This window comes from Pseudomonas sp. BT76 TE3572, assembly GCF_050435365.1.
Classification (GTDB): Bacteria; Pseudomonadota; Gammaproteobacteria; order Pseudomonadales; family Pseudomonadaceae; genus Aquipseudomonas; species Aquipseudomonas fluorescens_W.
The window spans coordinates 6605215-6620764 of record NZ_JBNDKE010000001.1 but is presented as its reverse complement, the minus strand read 5'-3'; the positions used below and the strand labels follow the sequence as shown (position 1 = coordinate 6620764).

The 15550-nt window shown below is 59.1% G+C and carries 12 protein-coding genes; 2 read left to right on the top strand and 10 right to left on the bottom strand.

The features are described 5' to 3' along the window. Positions 1 to 13 precede the first annotated feature (13 nt). The 6 genes from ABH912_RS30270 to ppsA all read right to left on the bottom strand — a co-directional run bounded on the left by ABH912_RS30270 (position 14) and on the right by ppsA (position 6269). The gene (locus ABH912_RS30270) at positions 14 to 838 is read right to left on the bottom strand and encodes a mechanosensitive ion channel family protein (protein WP_008027407.1); all 825 of its coding nucleotides are present in this window, start codon (positions 836 to 838) and stop codon (positions 14 to 16) included. A 2-nt stretch (positions 839 to 840) separates the two neighbouring features. Next, the gene (locus tag ABH912_RS30265; protein WP_027922557.1) at positions 841 to 1089 is read right to left on the bottom strand and encodes a hypothetical protein; all 249 of its coding nucleotides are present in this window, start codon (positions 1087 to 1089) and stop codon (positions 841 to 843) included. 63 nt (positions 1090 to 1152) lie between these two features. Beyond that, a complete protein-coding gene (locus ABH912_RS30260; RefSeq protein WP_033055690.1) occupies positions 1153 to 2148 on the bottom strand; it encodes a zinc transporter ZntB in 996 nt (331 codons plus the stop codon). A gap of 26 nt (positions 2149 to 2174) precedes the next feature. After that, positions 2175 to 2666, bottom strand: a complete 492-nt coding sequence (gene rraA, locus ABH912_RS30255) for a ribonuclease E activity regulator RraA (RefSeq protein ID WP_027922555.1) — start codon at positions 2664 to 2666, stop codon at positions 2175 to 2177. Between the two features lie 137 nt (positions 2667 to 2803). Further along, positions 2804 to 3793: an alpha/beta fold hydrolase gene (locus tag ABH912_RS30250; RefSeq protein ID WP_429512522.1), complete on the bottom strand. Its 990-nt coding sequence runs from the start codon at positions 3791 to 3793 to the stop codon at positions 2804 to 2806. Positions 3794 to 3893: 100 nt separating this feature from the next. Next, entirely contained in the window at positions 3894 to 6269 is a 2376-nt protein-coding gene (gene ppsA / locus ABH912_RS30245; protein WP_429512520.1) for a phosphoenolpyruvate synthase, read from the bottom strand. Between the two features lie 174 nt (positions 6270 to 6443). Here ppsA and ppsR point away from each other — a divergent pair, with 174 nt between their 5' ends. Next, a complete protein-coding gene (gene ppsR, locus ABH912_RS30240) occupies positions 6444 to 7262 on the top strand; it encodes a posphoenolpyruvate synthetase regulatory kinase/phosphorylase PpsR (RefSeq protein ID WP_033055694.1) in 819 nt (272 codons plus the stop codon). A 121-nt stretch (positions 7263 to 7383) separates the two neighbouring features. On the opposite strand, the gene ABH912_RS30235 is transcribed toward ppsR, so the two are convergent. Further along, positions 7384 to 8793, bottom strand: coding sequence for a PLP-dependent aminotransferase family protein (locus ABH912_RS30235; protein ID WP_429512519.1), 1410 nt, complete (start codon positions 8791 to 8793; stop codon positions 7384 to 7386). Between the two features lie 137 nt (positions 8794 to 8930). Between ABH912_RS30235 and ABH912_RS30230 the strand changes: the two genes are divergently transcribed. Then, positions 8931 to 9818: a DMT family transporter gene (locus ABH912_RS30230; RefSeq protein ID WP_429513177.1), complete on the top strand. Its 888-nt coding sequence runs from the start codon at positions 8931 to 8933 to the stop codon at positions 9816 to 9818. A gap of 88 nt (positions 9819 to 9906) precedes the next feature. Here the strand turns inward: ABH912_RS30230 and prpD are convergent, their stop codons facing one another. The 3 genes from prpD to acnD all read right to left on the bottom strand — a co-directional run bounded on the left by prpD (position 9907) and on the right by acnD (position 15432). After that, a complete protein-coding gene (prpD, locus tag ABH912_RS30225; RefSeq protein WP_033055696.1) occupies positions 9907 to 11391 on the bottom strand; it encodes a 2-methylcitrate dehydratase in 1485 nt (494 codons plus the stop codon). 201 nt (positions 11392 to 11592) lie between these two features. After that, positions 11593 to 12783, bottom strand: a complete 1191-nt coding sequence (gene prpF / locus ABH912_RS30220) for a 2-methylaconitate cis-trans isomerase PrpF (protein WP_429512517.1) — start codon at positions 12781 to 12783, stop codon at positions 11593 to 11595. Between the two features lie 54 nt (positions 12784 to 12837). Then, positions 12838 to 15432: a Fe/S-dependent 2-methylisocitrate dehydratase AcnD gene (gene acnD / locus ABH912_RS30215; protein WP_033055699.1), complete on the bottom strand. Its 2595-nt coding sequence runs from the start codon at positions 15430 to 15432 to the stop codon at positions 12838 to 12840. Positions 15433 to 15550 lie beyond the last annotated feature (118 nt).

Sequence of the window (15550 nt, the reverse complement as noted above, 5' to 3'; positions counted from 1 at the left end):
AGGGTTTGCCGGGTTAGCGGCTACTCACATGCTGTTCCAGGAGGATCCGATTGGAGAGAGAGACTAGCTCACCCTCATCCGTCAGCAATGTGGTTTTAACCGTGCCGATCTCTTCGATCTGACCTTCGACCTCGCCAACACGCACTTGTTGCCCAACCTGATACAACTCACGCACATAGATTCCCGCAAGAATCTGGCCGGCAATTTCCCGGCTTCCCAACCCCATGGCCAGCGCAACCGCCAGACCAACGGTAATCAATACGATCACAATCACGTGGTTGAGCAGGTCAGTCTTGACCTCCAACTGGCTGATTGCGACCGAAATACTGATGATAATCACCAGGCCCTGGGCAATTCTCCCCAGGCCCGCAGCGTAGTCAAGCCCTACGCCCTCTGCCGCACCCCGCACCAGCCCATTGGCCAATTGTGCGAGCAAAACACCCACCAGCAGCACCAGCGCGGCGCCGAATACTTTCGGCAAATACAGCGCAAGCATGTCAAGCGTAGCCGAAACTCGCTCAAGTCCAAGGGATTCTGCGGCAGAAACCAGAAAAATCAGCAGAACGAACCAATAGACAATCTTGCCGATCAAGGTAGAGATCGGCACTTGAAGGCCGGCCCGGGACAGCAATTTTGTCAGACCGGTGCCGCCCATCAGGCGATCAAGCCCCAGCTTGGCGAGCAACTTAGACAGCAATGTGTCCAAAAGTTTCGCAACGACGAAACCCAACAGCAGCACAACCAGTGCGCCGAACAGGTTCGGGATGAAATTTGCAACCTTGGTCCATAACGCAGTCATTGCAGTGACGAGGCTCTGAGTCCAGAGATCAAGTTCCATATTCAATCAGCCTTATCAGCAGTGCGAACGGTAGGTTTACGGTGGCGGGAAACCGGAGCGACATGGGCCGATCCGTTATTCAAGGCAATCATCAGCGCGGGCAGCCAGCGGCCCAGCAGGCTGAACAGGTCACCAGCGCCGACCTGGCGGTTGGCGGTTTTCAGTACACGCCCAAGGCACGCATCGTCGTCCCGGGTGGACGGTGATGCATTGAGCATGTCACGCAAAGACTGTTCAAACGGATCGTGCATACGCACCTCTCGTGATGTCTGTGAAAGACGCGGCCAAATTTGCTCGGGTCACATGGCTCACCCTCAGACCCAGCGCAAACGTCGGAATAACCACCACTGTCCCAGCGCCACCGAGACCATCATCAGACACGCAATCAGGAAGCCATAGGGGCTTGCAGAGAACGGAATCCCACCGACATTGATACCTAAAAGACCCGTCAGAAAACTCATCGGCAAAAAGATCCCGGTGATGATTCCGAAGCGGTACATCGTGCGGTTCATCCGCACGCTCAAACGTCTATCTTCAGCCTCAAGGACCAACCCCACCCGCTCCCGGGTCAATTCCAGCTCCTCGAGATACCGGGTCAGGCTGTTGTTCAATTCGTTCCAGTAATCACCGTCGTCTTCGACGAACCAAGGCAGTTTTATCCGTGTCAGCTGCCCGAATATTTCCCGCTGCGGCGCAAGAAAACGTTTCAGTGCGGCAGCCCTGCGACGGATCTGCAAAACGGCTCCATGCTCGGGTGTATACCGTTCGTCGGCATCCAGCTTTTCTTCTTCCTCATCGACCACTTCCGAGAGGCAACTGACCAGATCCTGCACCTTGTTGGTGAGGTATTGCGCCATATAAAGGATGAGTTCTGACGCCGTTTTCGGTCCTTTGCCTTCGGCGAGCTGCACCAGCAAATCATCGGTGGCGCGCAACGGACGCAAACGCAGAGAAATAACCCGCTGGGCTGACCCAAAAATCCGCACCGAGACCATGTCTTCCGGCTCGGCGCCCGGGTTCAGGTTGACCCCACGCAAAAATAGCAGCAGTTCGCTGTCCGAAAGCTGTAAAAGACGCGGACGGGTGTTTTCTTCAAGCAACAGATCACAGCTGAATTCGCTCAGACCGCTGGATTTTCGCAACCAGGTCTGGGTTTGCGGGTGACTGCGATCCCAGTGCAGCCACAGGCTTTCATGAGCCTGCAGCTGCAAGTCATCGAGTTCAGTCCGGGCTATCGAACGCGCACCGCCTTTACCGTCCAGCACCAGGGCATGTACCAGCCCCCACTGCGCGTTTTCTTCCTCGAACATCCTCACCCCTTTGTTGGTGTAGCGCTTTATTCAGGCATCTTCAGCGGACTTGGCGAAATGATCACGCCATTGTTGTCCGCATAGATGTAGTGACCTGGATGGAAGGTCACGCCAGCAAAGGTTACGGCTACGTTGAGATCGCCGATGCCGCGCTTGTCGGTTTTCATCGGGTGGCTGGCCAGCGCCTGAACACCCAGATCGGTTTGCGCAATGACGTCGACGTCACGGATGCAACCGTAGATCACCAGCCCTTCCCAACCGTTTTTCGCGGCTTTCTCGGCGATCATGTCGCCCAGCAGCGCACGACGCAGGGAACCGCCACCGTCGACCACCAATACCTTGCCATTACCCTTGAGCTCGGCTTGTTCCTTGACCAGCGAGTTGTCTTCGAAGCATTTGATGGTCACGATTTCGCCGCCGAAAGAATCACGGCCGCCGAAATTGCTGAACATCGGTTCCAGCACCTGCACCAGCTCCGGATAGGCGTCGCACAGGTCAGGCGTGAGGTAATGGTTCATCGAGAAACTCCTGTAAAGAGGAAGACAGCACGAACATCACTGATAGCTCAGTAACCGAAAGTGACCAGAACAGCTCAATGCGTCATATCTTAGCCGCAAGCCGAACAGAGCGAAATGCCCTTGTTAGAGCATCAGGCTCAGACCGCCGCAGCCAGATCCGGTTTATCACCCAGCAATGGCGTCTGCTGATCTGCCAACCAGCGCGCCACCAGCGGCCAGACTTCAGTCTGCGCGGCTTTGCTGACGAGCATCTCCACATGACCGAAATTATCGCCAAAGCCCTGCTCGCGACCCAGGTTGATAAATTGCTTATGCTCGGAACCCACCTGATCGAACAGCTTGCGACAGGCCCAGGTCGGGTCCTGATGGTCACCTGCGGCACTCACGGCCAATACCGGCAACTGAACGTCGGCCAATCCGGCCCACCAATCCTTGTCAGCATCGCCGAAGCGCCCGAACAGGCCATACCAGCGCATGCTTTCCAGGGCCAGGCCAATGGGCTCGTCCTCCGGGCCGCGCTTTAGCCGTGAACCGGACAGCTGGGCAAAACGTTTGAGAATGAAGCGTCCGCTCCACTCCACCGGCGGAATTTTCAACGGCCAGTAGGTGCGGCTGACTTGCGTGCCGAAAAACGCTGCGGAAGCCACCACCGGTTCGCCGATGTACTCACCGCCCAATGCCGCCGCCAGGGTAATCCCGCCCAGCGAGTGACCGATCCAGTGCGGGATCTGGCCGCTCTGCTCACGCACGAACGCGCCAATGGCCGGCAAATCGTAACGGGCGTAGTCAGCAACGCGGTTCTTGCGGTAGTTCTGGTTACGCTGGGACAGGCCGTGGCCACGCATTTCGGGAATCCATACATCGAATCCCAGACGCGTCAGACAGGCGCCCAGTCCGAGCCCCTTCGGGGAAAACCAGAACCGGCGATTGGAAAAGCTGCCGTGAAGCAAAATAACCGGAACGCCACGCGCGTCTGAGCCATCCGCCATGCCCAGGCGCGTCACAGCCAGTTCGACGGTGCCGTCAGGGCTGTTGCCGGGTTTCAGACGATACACGTCTTCGCTCAGATCGCCGCGCCGTTCGGCGCTGATCAGGGCGACAGGAAATAGGTTGCTGCTGCTTTGCATAATGCTCTTGCACAAAAAAGGGCGGCTTCCAGAGGAGCCCGCCCTACTTGAATCTTAAAACCCCGGCCCACCGCAGCAGGCCGAGGCTTCACTCACGCCATCAAGCAGAAGCTTGACCTTCAGCCAGGAAGAACCAGGTTTCCAGTACGGAATCGGGGTTCAACGAAACGCTTTCGATGCCCTGCTCCATCAGCCATTTGGCCAAATCAGGGTGGTCCGAAGGACCCTGACCGCAAATGCCGATGTACTTGCCAGCCTTGTTGCAGGCCTGAATCGCATTGGCCAGCAACTTCTTGACCGCCGGATTACGCTCGTCGAACAGGTGCGCGATGATCCCGGAGTCACGGTCCAGGCCCAGGGTCAGCTGGGTCAGGTCGTTGGAGCCAATGGAGAAACCGTCGAAGAACTCGAGGAATTCTTCCGCCAGGATCGCGTTGGACGGCAACTCGCACATCATGATGATGCGTAGACCATTCTCGCCGCGGGCCAGGCCATTTTCAGCCAACAGATCGATCACCTGGCTAGCTTCGCCCAATGTACGGACGAACGGCACCATGATTTCAACGTTGGTCAGGCCCATCTCGTTGCGCACGCGCTTGATGGCACGGCATTCGAGTTCGAAGCAGTCACGGAACGCTTCGCTGATGTAACGCGAGGCGCCACGGAAGCCCAGCATCGGGTTTTCTTCTTCCGGCTCGTACAGCTTGCCGCCGATCAGGTTGGCGTATTCGTTGGACTTGAAGTCCGACAGACGCACGATGACCTTTTTCGGGGTGAACGCAGCAGCCAGGGTGCTGATGCCTTCAACCAGCTTCTCGACGTAGAAGCCAACCGGATCGTCGTAACCGGCGATGCGCTTGTCGACGCTGTCCTTGATGTCCTGCGGCAGACCGTCGTAGTTCAACAGCGCTTTCGGGTGAACACCGATCATGCGGTTGATGATGAACTCCAGACGGGCCAGGCCCACACCGGCGTTTGGCAGCTGTGCGAAATCGAAGGCGCGGTCCGGGTTGCCGACGTTCATCATGATCTTGAACGGCAGATCAGGCATGGCGTCCACGGAGTTTTTCTTGATGTCGAAGCCCAGTTCGCCTTCGAAGATGTAACCGGTGTCGCCTTCAGCGCAGGACACGGTCACGCCCTGGCCGTCTTTCAACAGCTGGGTGGCGTTGCCGCAACCGACCACGGCCGGGATGCCCAGCTCGCGAGCGATGATCGCCGCGTGGCAGGTACGGCCGCCACGGTTGGTGACAATGGCGCTGGCGCGCTTCATGACCGGTTCCCAGTCCGGGTCGGTCATGTCGGAGACCAGAACGTCGCCTGGCTGGACTTTGTCCATCTCGGACACGTCCTTGATGATGCGGACCTTGCCGGCGCCGATGCGCTGACCGATGGCGCGACCTTCAACCAGCACGGTGCCGGTTTCTTTCAACAGGTAGCGTTCCATGACGTTGGCCGAAGTACGGCTCTTCACGGTTTCAGGACGGGCCTGAACGATGTAGAGCTTGCCGTCGTCGCCGTCTTTGGCCCATTCGATGTCCATCGGGCACTTGTAGTGCTTCTCGATGATCATCGCTTGCTTGGCCAGCTCGCTGACTTCGGCGTCGCTCAGGCAGAAACGTGCGCGATCAGCCTTGTCGACGTCGATGGTCTTGACCGATTTACCGGCCGTGGCGACTTCGCCGTAGATCATCTTGATGGCTTTGCTGCCCAGGTTGCGACGCAGGATGGCCGGACGACCGGCTGCCAGCGTGCCTTTGTGGACGTAGAACTCATCCGGGTTCACCGCGCCTTGTACGACGGTTTCACCCAGGCCGTAGGCGCCGGTGATGAACACCACGTCACGGAAGCCCGATTCGGTATCGAGGGTGAACATCACGCCGGCGGTGCCGGTTTCGGAGCGGACCATGCGCTGCACGCCAGCCGACAGGGCAACCAGCTTGTGGTCGAAGCCCTGGTGGACGCGGTAGGAAATCGCACGGTCGTTAAACAGCGAAGCGAACACCTCTTTGGCGGCGCGAATAACGTTTTCGACACCACGGATGTTCAGGAAGGTTTCCTGCTGACCGGCGAAGGAAGCGTCCGGCAGGTCTTCGGCGGTAGCGGAAGAGCGCACGGCCACGGCCATGTCAGGGTTGCCGGCCGACAGCGTGGCGAACGCGGTACGGATTTCGGCGTTGAGCTTCTCAGGGAATTCGGCTTCCATGATCCATTGACGGATCTGGGCGCCGGTCTTGGCCAGGGCATTGACATCGTCGACGTCCAGGGCGTCGAGGGCGGCATGGATCTGATCGTTCAGGCCGCTCAGCTCGAGAAAATCACGATAAGCCTGAGCTGTCGTGGCGAAGCCACCGGGCACCGATACACCGGCACCTGCAAGGTTACTGATCATCTCGCCCAGGGATGCGTTCTTGCCCCCTACGTGCTCTACATCATGGACGCCGAGCTTATCGAGGGAAACTACGTACTCTACCAAGGTGATCTCTCCACTAACTGTGTTGGAAAAGCTCAGAAGCCGGCTGCTCATTAGAGCGTTTGCCAGCTGTATGGCCTGGACCTGGAAAATAAGTGAGAATGCGGGCCACTGGCGGCCGGCAAATCGCGCCTATCATATCCAAGATTCGTCACTAGCTTAAGGCCCAAGGTGCAAATGAAACGATCTGCTTTCTTTATCTCCGATGGCACCGGCATTACCGCCGAAACCCTCGGCCAAAGCCTCCTGGCGCAGTTCGAAAACATTACCTTCAGCAAATTCACGCGGCCGTACATCGACAACGTGGATAAAGCGCGGGCCATGGTACAACAAATCAACAAAGCCGCCGAAACCGACGGCTTTCGGCCGATCATCTTCGACACCATTGTCAATCAGGACATCCGTGAGATCCTCGCAACGTCCAATGGTTTCATGATCGACATTTTCTCGACCTTCCTGGCGCCTCTCGAACAGGAGCTGACCGAGCATTCTTCCTACACCGTCGGCAAGTCCCACTCGATTGGCAGCAACTCCAATTACATGGAGCGGATCGAGGCGGTGAACTTCGCCCTCGACAACGACGACGGTGCGCGCACGCATTATTACGACAAGGCGGACCTGATCCTAGTGGGCGTGTCGCGTTGTGGTAAGACGCCGACGTGCCTGTACATGGCCATGCAATTTGGCATCCGCGCGGCCAACTATCCGCTGACCGAAGACGACATGGAGCGCCTGCAACTGCCAGCCACCCTGCGTGCCCACCAGCACAAACTGTTCGGCCTGACCATTGACCCGGACCGCCTCACCGCGATCCGCAACGAGCGCAAGCCCAACAGCCGCTATTCGAGCTACGCCCAGTGCGAATTCGAAGTGCGTGAGGTGGAGAATCTGTTCCGCCGCGAGAACATCCCGCACATCAATTCCACGCATTTTTCGGTGGAAGAGATTTCGGCGAAGATTCTGGTGGAGAAAGGCGTGGAGCGGCGTTTCAAATAGTGCTCTAGCGCCTGATCGGCCGCCATCGCGGGCAAGCCCGCTCCCACAGGGATCTGTGTTGAATGCAAAATTCGAAAACTACAGAGAAAACTGTGGGAGCGGGCTTGCCCGCGATGAACGACTACACGGTGTTTGTTAATGCCCGCGCTAATGCGTCAAACCCTTGAAGCAGCAACCCGTCATCCCCCTTCGAATTGCAAACACTCGCCCTGATGAACTGCGGCACCGCCCCGTGCCCGACCGCAAACGCCTCAGCGGTGGCGATCAGATAATTATTCGCCTTGAGCTCCTCAGCAATCTGCGAAGCGCGCCACGGCTCGGGCACTTCGACCCAGAAGTGCGGGCTATGGGAATGAGTTTTGTAGGCCAACCCCTCCAGCACACCACTCACCAACGCCTTGCGCCGACCGATCTCCGCAATCTGCTGGCCCAGCAACTGCTCGGCAATACCGTTTTCTATCCACAGACTCGCCACTTCCAGCGACAACGGGCTGGCCATCCAGCACGTCCCGCGCACGGCGGCGCTCAAGCGTCCGATCAACGGTTGCGGCGCATGCAGGTAACCGACTCGCAAACCCGCCGAAACCGCCTTGCTCAGGCTGCCGATCAGCACCGAAGGCTCCGGGGCGAAATGACTCAAGGGTAACGGTCGCTGTTGAGCCAATACCGCGTGGGCTTCGTCTTCAAAAATCAACAGATTGTGCTGTCGACAGACCTCTGCAATCGCCTCACGCCGTACGACGGACATCACTGCAGCCGTAGGATTCTGGATCGTCGGTGTGCAATACAGCGCCGACACACGATGGTTGCGGCAAACCTCATCCAGCGCATCGGGCATCAGTCCTTCATCATCCATCCCGACACCGATCAGTTTTATCCCGAGCTGGCGTGCGACGCTGATCAACCCCGGGTAGGTCAGGTGCTCCGTCACCAACGTATCGCCCGCCTTGAGCAACCCCATCAAGGCACACAACAGACCGTGCTGGCCGCCGTTCACGCAAACAATCTGCTCGGCGTTCGGGACAAACGCTTTATGCCTGAGCCAGTGCGCGCCCGCCGCGCGATAGCGTGGCAATCCGGCCTCGACGGTGTAGCCGCTGAGGTGTTGCAACGCCTCAGGTTCAAGGGACAACGCTTGCAGGCTTTGACTTAAAAAAAGCGCTTCCTGCCCCGGAATCGGTTGATTGCGGCTCATGTCAAAAAACGCCCGAGGTTCATCGCTGACATTGCGAAAGCCACCGTCTCGCGGTCGTTCCATCCCGCGCTGACGCACATACGTGCCGTCTCCTACGCGAGCGACCACCAATCCCACACGTTCGAGTTCACCGTAAGCGCGGCTGATGGTACCGATGGTCACGCCGAGGCTATCCGCCAGTAACCGATGAGGCGGCAATTTGCAGCCGGGCTCGATCAGCGCTTCAGCGATGCCTTTTTCGATCGCGTCGGCGAGGCGTTTGTATTTCACCCCCAGACCGTTCGCCAGGCCATCGCGCATGATTGACACCATGGCAATACTTGTTTTGACAGTCATTCCAGCCCCGAATAGCGTGCTTTAAACAGGTCCAATCAGGGATAGACCCTTTGCAGATGAAGGTCAATTCCGACGATAAAAGGAGTTCGTTCATGTCCATCGCCATCAGCGCACCTTCACGTACTGCCAAACCCTGGCTGGCCGCCCTGGTTACCAGCGCGCTGTTCCTGATCGTGTGCCTGAGTTGGGGCACCACGTGGCTCGGGATCAAGATTGCCGTTGAAAGCGTGCCGCCGCTGACTGCCGCCGGTCTGCGATTCCTCATCGCCTTCCCGCTCTTTCTCGGCTTCGCCCTGATCCGTCGTGAACCGCTGCTGTTTCCCAAAGAAAGTCGCTGGTTCTTTGTCTTCGTCACGTTGACGTATTTCAGCCTGCCGTATTACTTGCTCAACTACGGCGAGATGCACGTTTCGTCCGGCCTGACGGCGCTGCTGTTCAGCTGCATGCCGGTGTTCATCCTGCTGTTTTCCGCGCTGTTTCTGCGGGAGAAAATCTACCCCTCGCAAGTGCTGGGCATCGCCATCGGTTTCGGCAGCCTGTTCATGATCATCCGCAGCCAAGGGCTGCATCTGGACCATGCCGAATTGTTCGGGGTGTTGGCGATTCTCTGCGCCGCGGTAATGCATGCGCTGTGTTACGTGGTGACGAAAAAACACGGTACGGCGATCAGCGTGATTACCTACAACACGCTGCCGATTGGCATTGCCGGGGTGATGCTGTTTGTCGCCGGATTGAGTGTCGAAGCACCGGTGTTCGATGCCATCACCGCGCGTTCGTGGAGCGCCCTGCTCTATCTGGGGCTGGTGGCGTCAGTGGGCGGGTTTATCGTTTACTTCCTGCTGCTCAAGCGACTGAGCCCGATCATTCTGTCGTTTGTGTTCATCATTTTTCCGGTGTTCGCGGTGATCATCGGTGCCTGGTACGAGGGGCAAACCTTGTCCCGGGAACTGATGATGTACTCGGCGATTTTGCTGACGGGGTTTGCGATCACCAAATTACCCATCGAAAAATGGCTCAAACGCTGAATACAGCTCCTGTAGGAGCCAGGCTTGCCGGCGAAGGCGTACTTGAGGACGCCTTCGCCGGCAAGCCTGGCTCCTACGGGGATTGGTGTCAGATCACGAATAGATCCACAAACCGGTTCACCGGTGTCGCCTCAAGCGCAGCCTGATCCTTGCACAACGCAAAGATCTCAGCGCTGCGCTGGGCGTTGAAGCGGGTCGCCAGGTTGGCCTTGAACTTGTCTTCCAGCAATGGAATGCCGTCGGTGCGACGACGGCGATGGCCGATCGGGTATTCCACCAACACGTTCTCGGTGCTGGAGCCGTCCTTGAAGAACACCTGTATCGCATTGGCGATGGAGCGCTTATCAGCCTCCAGGTATTCGCGGGTATAGCGTGGGTCTTCGACGATGACCATTTTTTCGCGCAGCACGTCGATGATCGGATGCGCCGCGTGGAAGTCGTCCTCGTACTGCTCGGCCACCAGATTGCCGAACGCCAGCGGCACGGCGGTCATGTACTGGATGCAATGGTCACGGTCCGCAGCGTTGGCCAGCGGGCCGACCTTGGAGATGATGCGGATCGCCGATTCGTGGGTGGTGATGACGATTTTGTCGATTTCATGCAGGCGATTTCTGACTTGCGGGTGCAGAGTCACCGCCGCTTCACAGGCCGTTTGCGCGTGGAACTCGGCCGGGAAGCTGATTTTGAACAGCACGTTTTCCATCACGTAGCTGCCGTACGGGCGGGAGAAGCTGAAAGCGCGTTTGTCTTCGGGCTTGAGCGCCAGGTCGTTGTTGGTGTGGCTGAACAGCACGTCGTAGAAGCCCCATTGTTTGGCGGTCAGTACGCCGGGGATGCCCATTTCGCCGCGCATCGCGATGTCCGCCAGACGCACGCCACGGCTGGACGCATCGCCTGCGGCCCAGGATTTACGCGATCCGGCATTCGGCGCATGACGGTAAGTGCGCAGCGCCTGACCGTCGGCGAAGGCGTGAGACAACGCCGACAGCAACTGCTCGCGATTGGCGCCCATCAGCTTGGCGGTGACGGCCGTCGAGGCGACTTTCACCAGAATGACGTGATCCAGGCCTACGCGATTGAAGGAGTTTTCCAGCGCGATCACACCCTGAATCTCATGGGCCATGATCATGGCTTCAAGTACCACGCGAACGGTCAGCGGCGCATCGCCATTGGCCAGGCGCTTTTGCGACAGATGATCGGCCACCGCGAGAATGCCGCCAAGGTTATCGGACGGATGGCCCCACTCGGCCGCGAGCCAGGTGTCGTTGTAGTCAAGCCAGCGGACGATGCAACCGATGTCCCACGCCGCCTTGACCGGGTCGAGCCGATAACTGGTGCCGGGGACGCGGGCGCCGAACGGGACGACGGTGCCTTCCACCATGGGGCCGAGGTGTTTGGTGCATTCGGGGAAGCGCAGGGCCAGCAGGCCACAGCCCAACGTGTCCATCAGACAGTTGCGGGCGGTGTCGAGGGCTTCGGCGGATTGGATCTTGAAGTTGAGGACGTAGTCGGCAATGTCCTGCAGGACCGTGTCGTAGTCGGGGCGGTTGTTCTGGTCGACGTTGGTGCTCATGTTCGATTCACTCTTGAAGTGGTTCGTTGATGGGACCTCGGTTCAGATAAATCTCAGTCGGTGACAACATTTTCTTATTGTTGAAATGCGATCCACTGTAGGAGCGAGCCTGCTCGCGATGAGGCCATAACATTCAACATCTTTGTTGCCAGTCATGCCGCCATCGCGAGCAGGCTCGCTCCTACAGGGTTTTGTGTTTCTTCAGAAAGAATCGCCGGGAATACGGACAAACCCTTCCATCAACACCCGCGCACTGCGGCTCATGATGGCTTTGTTCACAGTCCACTCACCGTTGACCTGGCTGGCTTCAGCTCCCACGCGCAAGGTGCCGGACGGATGCCCGAAGCGCACAGCATTGCGTTCAACACCACCCGCTGCGAGATTCACCAACGTGCCGGAAATCGCCGCCGCTGTACCAATCGCCACAGCCGCCGTGCCCATCATCGCGTGGTGCAATTTGCCCATCGACAATGCGCGTACCAACAGATCGACATCGCCCGCCGCAATCGCTTTGCCACTCGAAGCAACGTAATCCGCAGGCTTGGCCACAAAGGCAACCTTAGGCGTGTGCTGACGCTTGGCCGCTTCGTCCAGATCCTTGATCAGGCCCATGCGCAATGCGCCGTAAGCCCGAATGGTTTCAAACATCAGCAGCGCTTTCGGATCACTGTTGATCGCGCCTTGCAGCTCGGTGCCGGTGTAACCGATGTCTTCGGCATTGACGAAAATCGTCGGAATACCGGCATTGATCATGGTCGCCTTGAGGGTTCCGACGCCGGGTACTTCGAGGTCATCCACCAGGTTGCCGGTAGGGAACATCGAACCACCGCCGCCCTCTTCTTCTGCTGCCGGGTCCATGAATTCGACCTGCACTTCAGCGGCCGGAAAGGTCACGCCGTCGAGTTCGAAATCACCGGTCTCCTGCACTTCACCGTTGGTGATTGGCACGTGGGCGATGATGGTCTTGCCGATGTTGGCCTGCCACACGCGAACCACGGCAACGCCGTTGTGCGGGATGCGGCTGGCGTCCACCAGACCGTTGCTGATGGCAAACGAACCGACTGCAGCCGACAGGTTGCCGCAGTTGCCGCTCCAGTCGACGAAAGGCTTGTCGATGGACACCTGACCGAACAGGTAATCGACGTCGTGATCGGCCTTGATGCTTTTCGACAGGATCACGGTTTTGCTGGTACTGGACGTCGCGCCGCCCATGCCGTCGATCTGCTTGTCGTACGGGTCGGGGCTGCCGATCACGCGCAGCAACAAGGCATCGCGCGCCGGGCCTGGAACCTGTGCCGCTTCGGGCAGGTCTTTCAGGCTGAAAAACACGCCTTTGCTGGTGCCGCCGCGCATGTAGGTGGCGGGGATTCTAATTTGAGGTGCGTGAGCCATGATGTTCCTTTTAGGATCGGGCGGGACCGCATGGCCCCGACCGAACTCATCGTGTTAAACGGCAACCGCCGATTCTTCGAGGAAGTCTTGGGCGAAGCGTTGCAACACGCCGCCGGCCTCGTAGATCGACACTTCTTCGGCGGTGTCGAGGCGGCAGGTCACCGGCACTTCGACGCGTTCGCCGTTCTTGCGGTTGATCACCAACGTCAGCTCGGCACGCGGGGTGCGCTCGCCGATCACGTCGTAGGTTTCGCTGCCGTCGATGCCCAATGTCTTGCGGTCGGTGCCCGGCTTGAATTCCAGCGGCAACACGCCCATGCCCACCAGGTTAGTGCGGTGAATGCGCTCGAAGCCTTCGGCCGCAATCGCTTCCACACCCGCCAGACGCACGCCTTTGGCTGCCCAGTCGCGGGACGAACCCTGACCGTAGTCGGCGCCCGCGATGATGATCAGCGGCTGCTTGCGCTCCATGTAGGTTTCGATGGCTTCCCACATGCGCATCACTTTGCCTTCCGGCTCGACGCGAGCCAGCGAACCCTGTTTGACCTTGCCGTTTTCCTGAACCATTTCATTGAACAGTTTCGGGTTGGCGAAGGTGGCGCGTTGTGCGGTCAGGTGGTCACCGCGGTGCGTTGCGTAAGAGTTGAAGTCCTCTTCCGGCAGGCCCATTTTCGCCAGGTATTCGCCGGCGGCGCTGTCCAGCATGATCGCGTTCGACGGCGACAGGTGATCGGTGGTGATGTTGTCCGGCAGCACGGCCAGCGGGCGCATGCCCTTGAGCGGACGAGCCCCGGCCAGCGCGCCTTCCCAGTACGGCGGACGGCGGATGTAGGTGCTCATCTCGCGCCAGTCGTACAGCGGCGTCACTTTCGGACCGGTGTCTTCGTGGATGGCGAACATCGGAATGTAGACCTGACGGAACTGCTCAGGTTTGACCGATGCCTTGACCACTGCGTCGATTTCTTCGTCGCTCGGCCAGATGTCTTTCAGGCGGATTTCCTTACCGTCGACCACACCCAGCACATCTTTTTCGATGTCGAAACGGATGGTCCCGGCGATGGCGTAAGCAACCACCAACGGCGGCGAAGCGAGGAACGCGTTCTTGGCGTACGGGTGAATCCGCCCGTCGAAGTTGCGGTTACCGGACAGCACGGCAGTGGCGTACAGGTCGCGGTCGATGATCTCTTGCTGGATCACCGGGTCCAACGCGCCGGACATGCCGTTGCAGGTGGTGCAAGCGAAGGCCACGACGCCGAAGCCGAGTTGCTCCAGTTCGGTGGTCAGGCCGGCTTCGTCCAGGTACAGCGCCACGGTTTTCGAACCCGGCGCCAGGGACGATTTGACCCACGGCTTGCGGGTCAATCCGAGTTTGTTGGCATTGCGTGCCAGCAGACCGGCGGCGATGACGTTGCGCGGGTTGCTGGTGTTGGTGCAACTGGTGATGGCGGCGATGATCACCGCGCCATCCGGCATCTGGCCGGGAACATCGTCCCACTGGCCGGAGATGCCTTGGGCGGCGAGATCGGAAGTCGCGACGCGGGCGTGCGGGTTGCTCGGGCCAGCCATGTTGCGCACCACCGAGGACAGGTTGAAGGTCAACCCGCGCTCGTATTGCGCGCCTTTCAGGCTGTCAGCCCACAGGCCTGTGGTCTTGGCGTAGCTCTCGACCAACTGCACCTGCTCGTCTTCGCGACCAGTGAGTTTCAGGTAGTCGATGGTCTGCTGGTCGATGTAGAACATCGCGGCGGTGGCGCCGTATTCCGGGGCCATGTTGGAGATGGTTGCGCGGTCGCCGAGGGTCAACGCGGAGGCGCCTTCGCCGAAGAACTCCAGCCACGCACCAACGACTTTTTGCTGACGCAGGAACTCGGTCAGCGCCAGCACCATGTCGGTGGCGGTGATGCCCGGTTGCAGCTTGCCGGTCAGTTCAACGCCGACGCTTTCCGGCAGACGCATCCACGATGCGCGGCCAAGCATCACGCTTTCCGCTTCCAGGCCGCCGACACCGATGGCGATCACGCCCAGCGCATCGACGTGCGGGGTGTGACTGTCGGTGCCGACGCAGGTATCAGGGAAGGCAACACCATCGCGCACCTGGATCACCGGAGACATTTTCTCCAGGTTGATCTGGTGCATGATCCCGTTGCCCGGTGGAATCACGTCGACGTTCTTGAACGCCTTCTTGGTCCAGTTGATGAAGTGGAAACGGTCTTCGTTGCGACGGTCTTCGATGGCGCGGTTCTTCTCGAACGCCTCCGGATCGAAACCACCGCGCTCGACGGCCAGGGAGTGATCGACGATCAATTGTGTAGGCACCACCGGGTTCACTTGCGCCGGGTCGCCACCTTGCAGGGCGATGGCGTCACGCAGGCCGGCGAGGTCAACCAGTGCGGTCTGGCCGAGAATGTCGTGGCACACCACGCGGGCCGGGAACCATGGGAAGTCGAGGTCGCGTTTGCGCTCGATAAACTGCTTCAGGGATTCGGTGAGCGTGGCCGGGTCGCAGCGACGCACCAGGTTTTCCGCCAGCACGCGGGAGGTGTACGGCAGAGTGTCGTAGGCGCCGGGCTGGATGGCTTCGACAGCCGCACGGACGTCGAAGTAATCCAGATGGCTGCCGGGCAGGTTTTTGCGGAATTCTGTGTTCATCGGGTCAGGACTCGGTCACGGTGATTACAATTGATGGGCGCTGCGTCGACCTTGAGGTTCACACCGTCCCTTTGTAGGAGTGAGCCTGCTCGCGATCGCGGTGTGTCATCCAATATTT

Coding starts and splice junctions, on each gene's coding strand:
- ppsR (WP_033055694.1), top strand. CDS start 6,444: ATGAAACGATCTGCTTTCTTTATCTCCGATGGCACCGGCATTACCGCC.
- rraA (WP_027922555.1), bottom strand. CDS start 2,666: ATGAACCATTACCTCACGCCTGACCTGTGCGACGCCTATCCGGAGCTG.
- ABH912_RS30265 (WP_027922557.1), bottom strand. CDS start 1,089: ATGCACGATCCGTTTGAACAGTCTTTGCGTGACATGCTCAATGCATCA.
- prpD (WP_033055696.1), bottom strand. CDS start 11,391: ATGAGCACCAACGTCGACCAGAACAACCGCCCCGACTACGACACGGTC.
- acnD (WP_033055699.1), bottom strand. CDS start 15,432: ATGAACACAGAATTCCGCAAAAACCTGCCCGGCAGCCATCTGGATTAC.
- prpF (WP_429512517.1), bottom strand. CDS start 12,783: ATGGCTCACGCACCTCAAATTAGAATCCCCGCCACCTACATGCGCGGC.
- ABH912_RS30235 (WP_429512519.1), bottom strand. CDS start 8,793: ATGACTGTCAAAACAAGTATTGCCATGGTGTCAATCATGCGCGATGGC.
- ABH912_RS30250 (WP_429512522.1), bottom strand. CDS start 3,793: ATGCAAAGCAGCAGCAACCTATTTCCTGTCGCCCTGATCAGCGCCGAA.
- ABH912_RS30260 (WP_033055690.1), bottom strand. CDS start 2,148: ATGTTCGAGGAAGAAAACGCGCAGTGGGGGCTGGTACATGCCCTGGTG.
- ABH912_RS30270 (WP_008027407.1), bottom strand. CDS start 838: ATGGAACTTGATCTCTGGACTCAGAGCCTCGTCACTGCAATGACTGCG.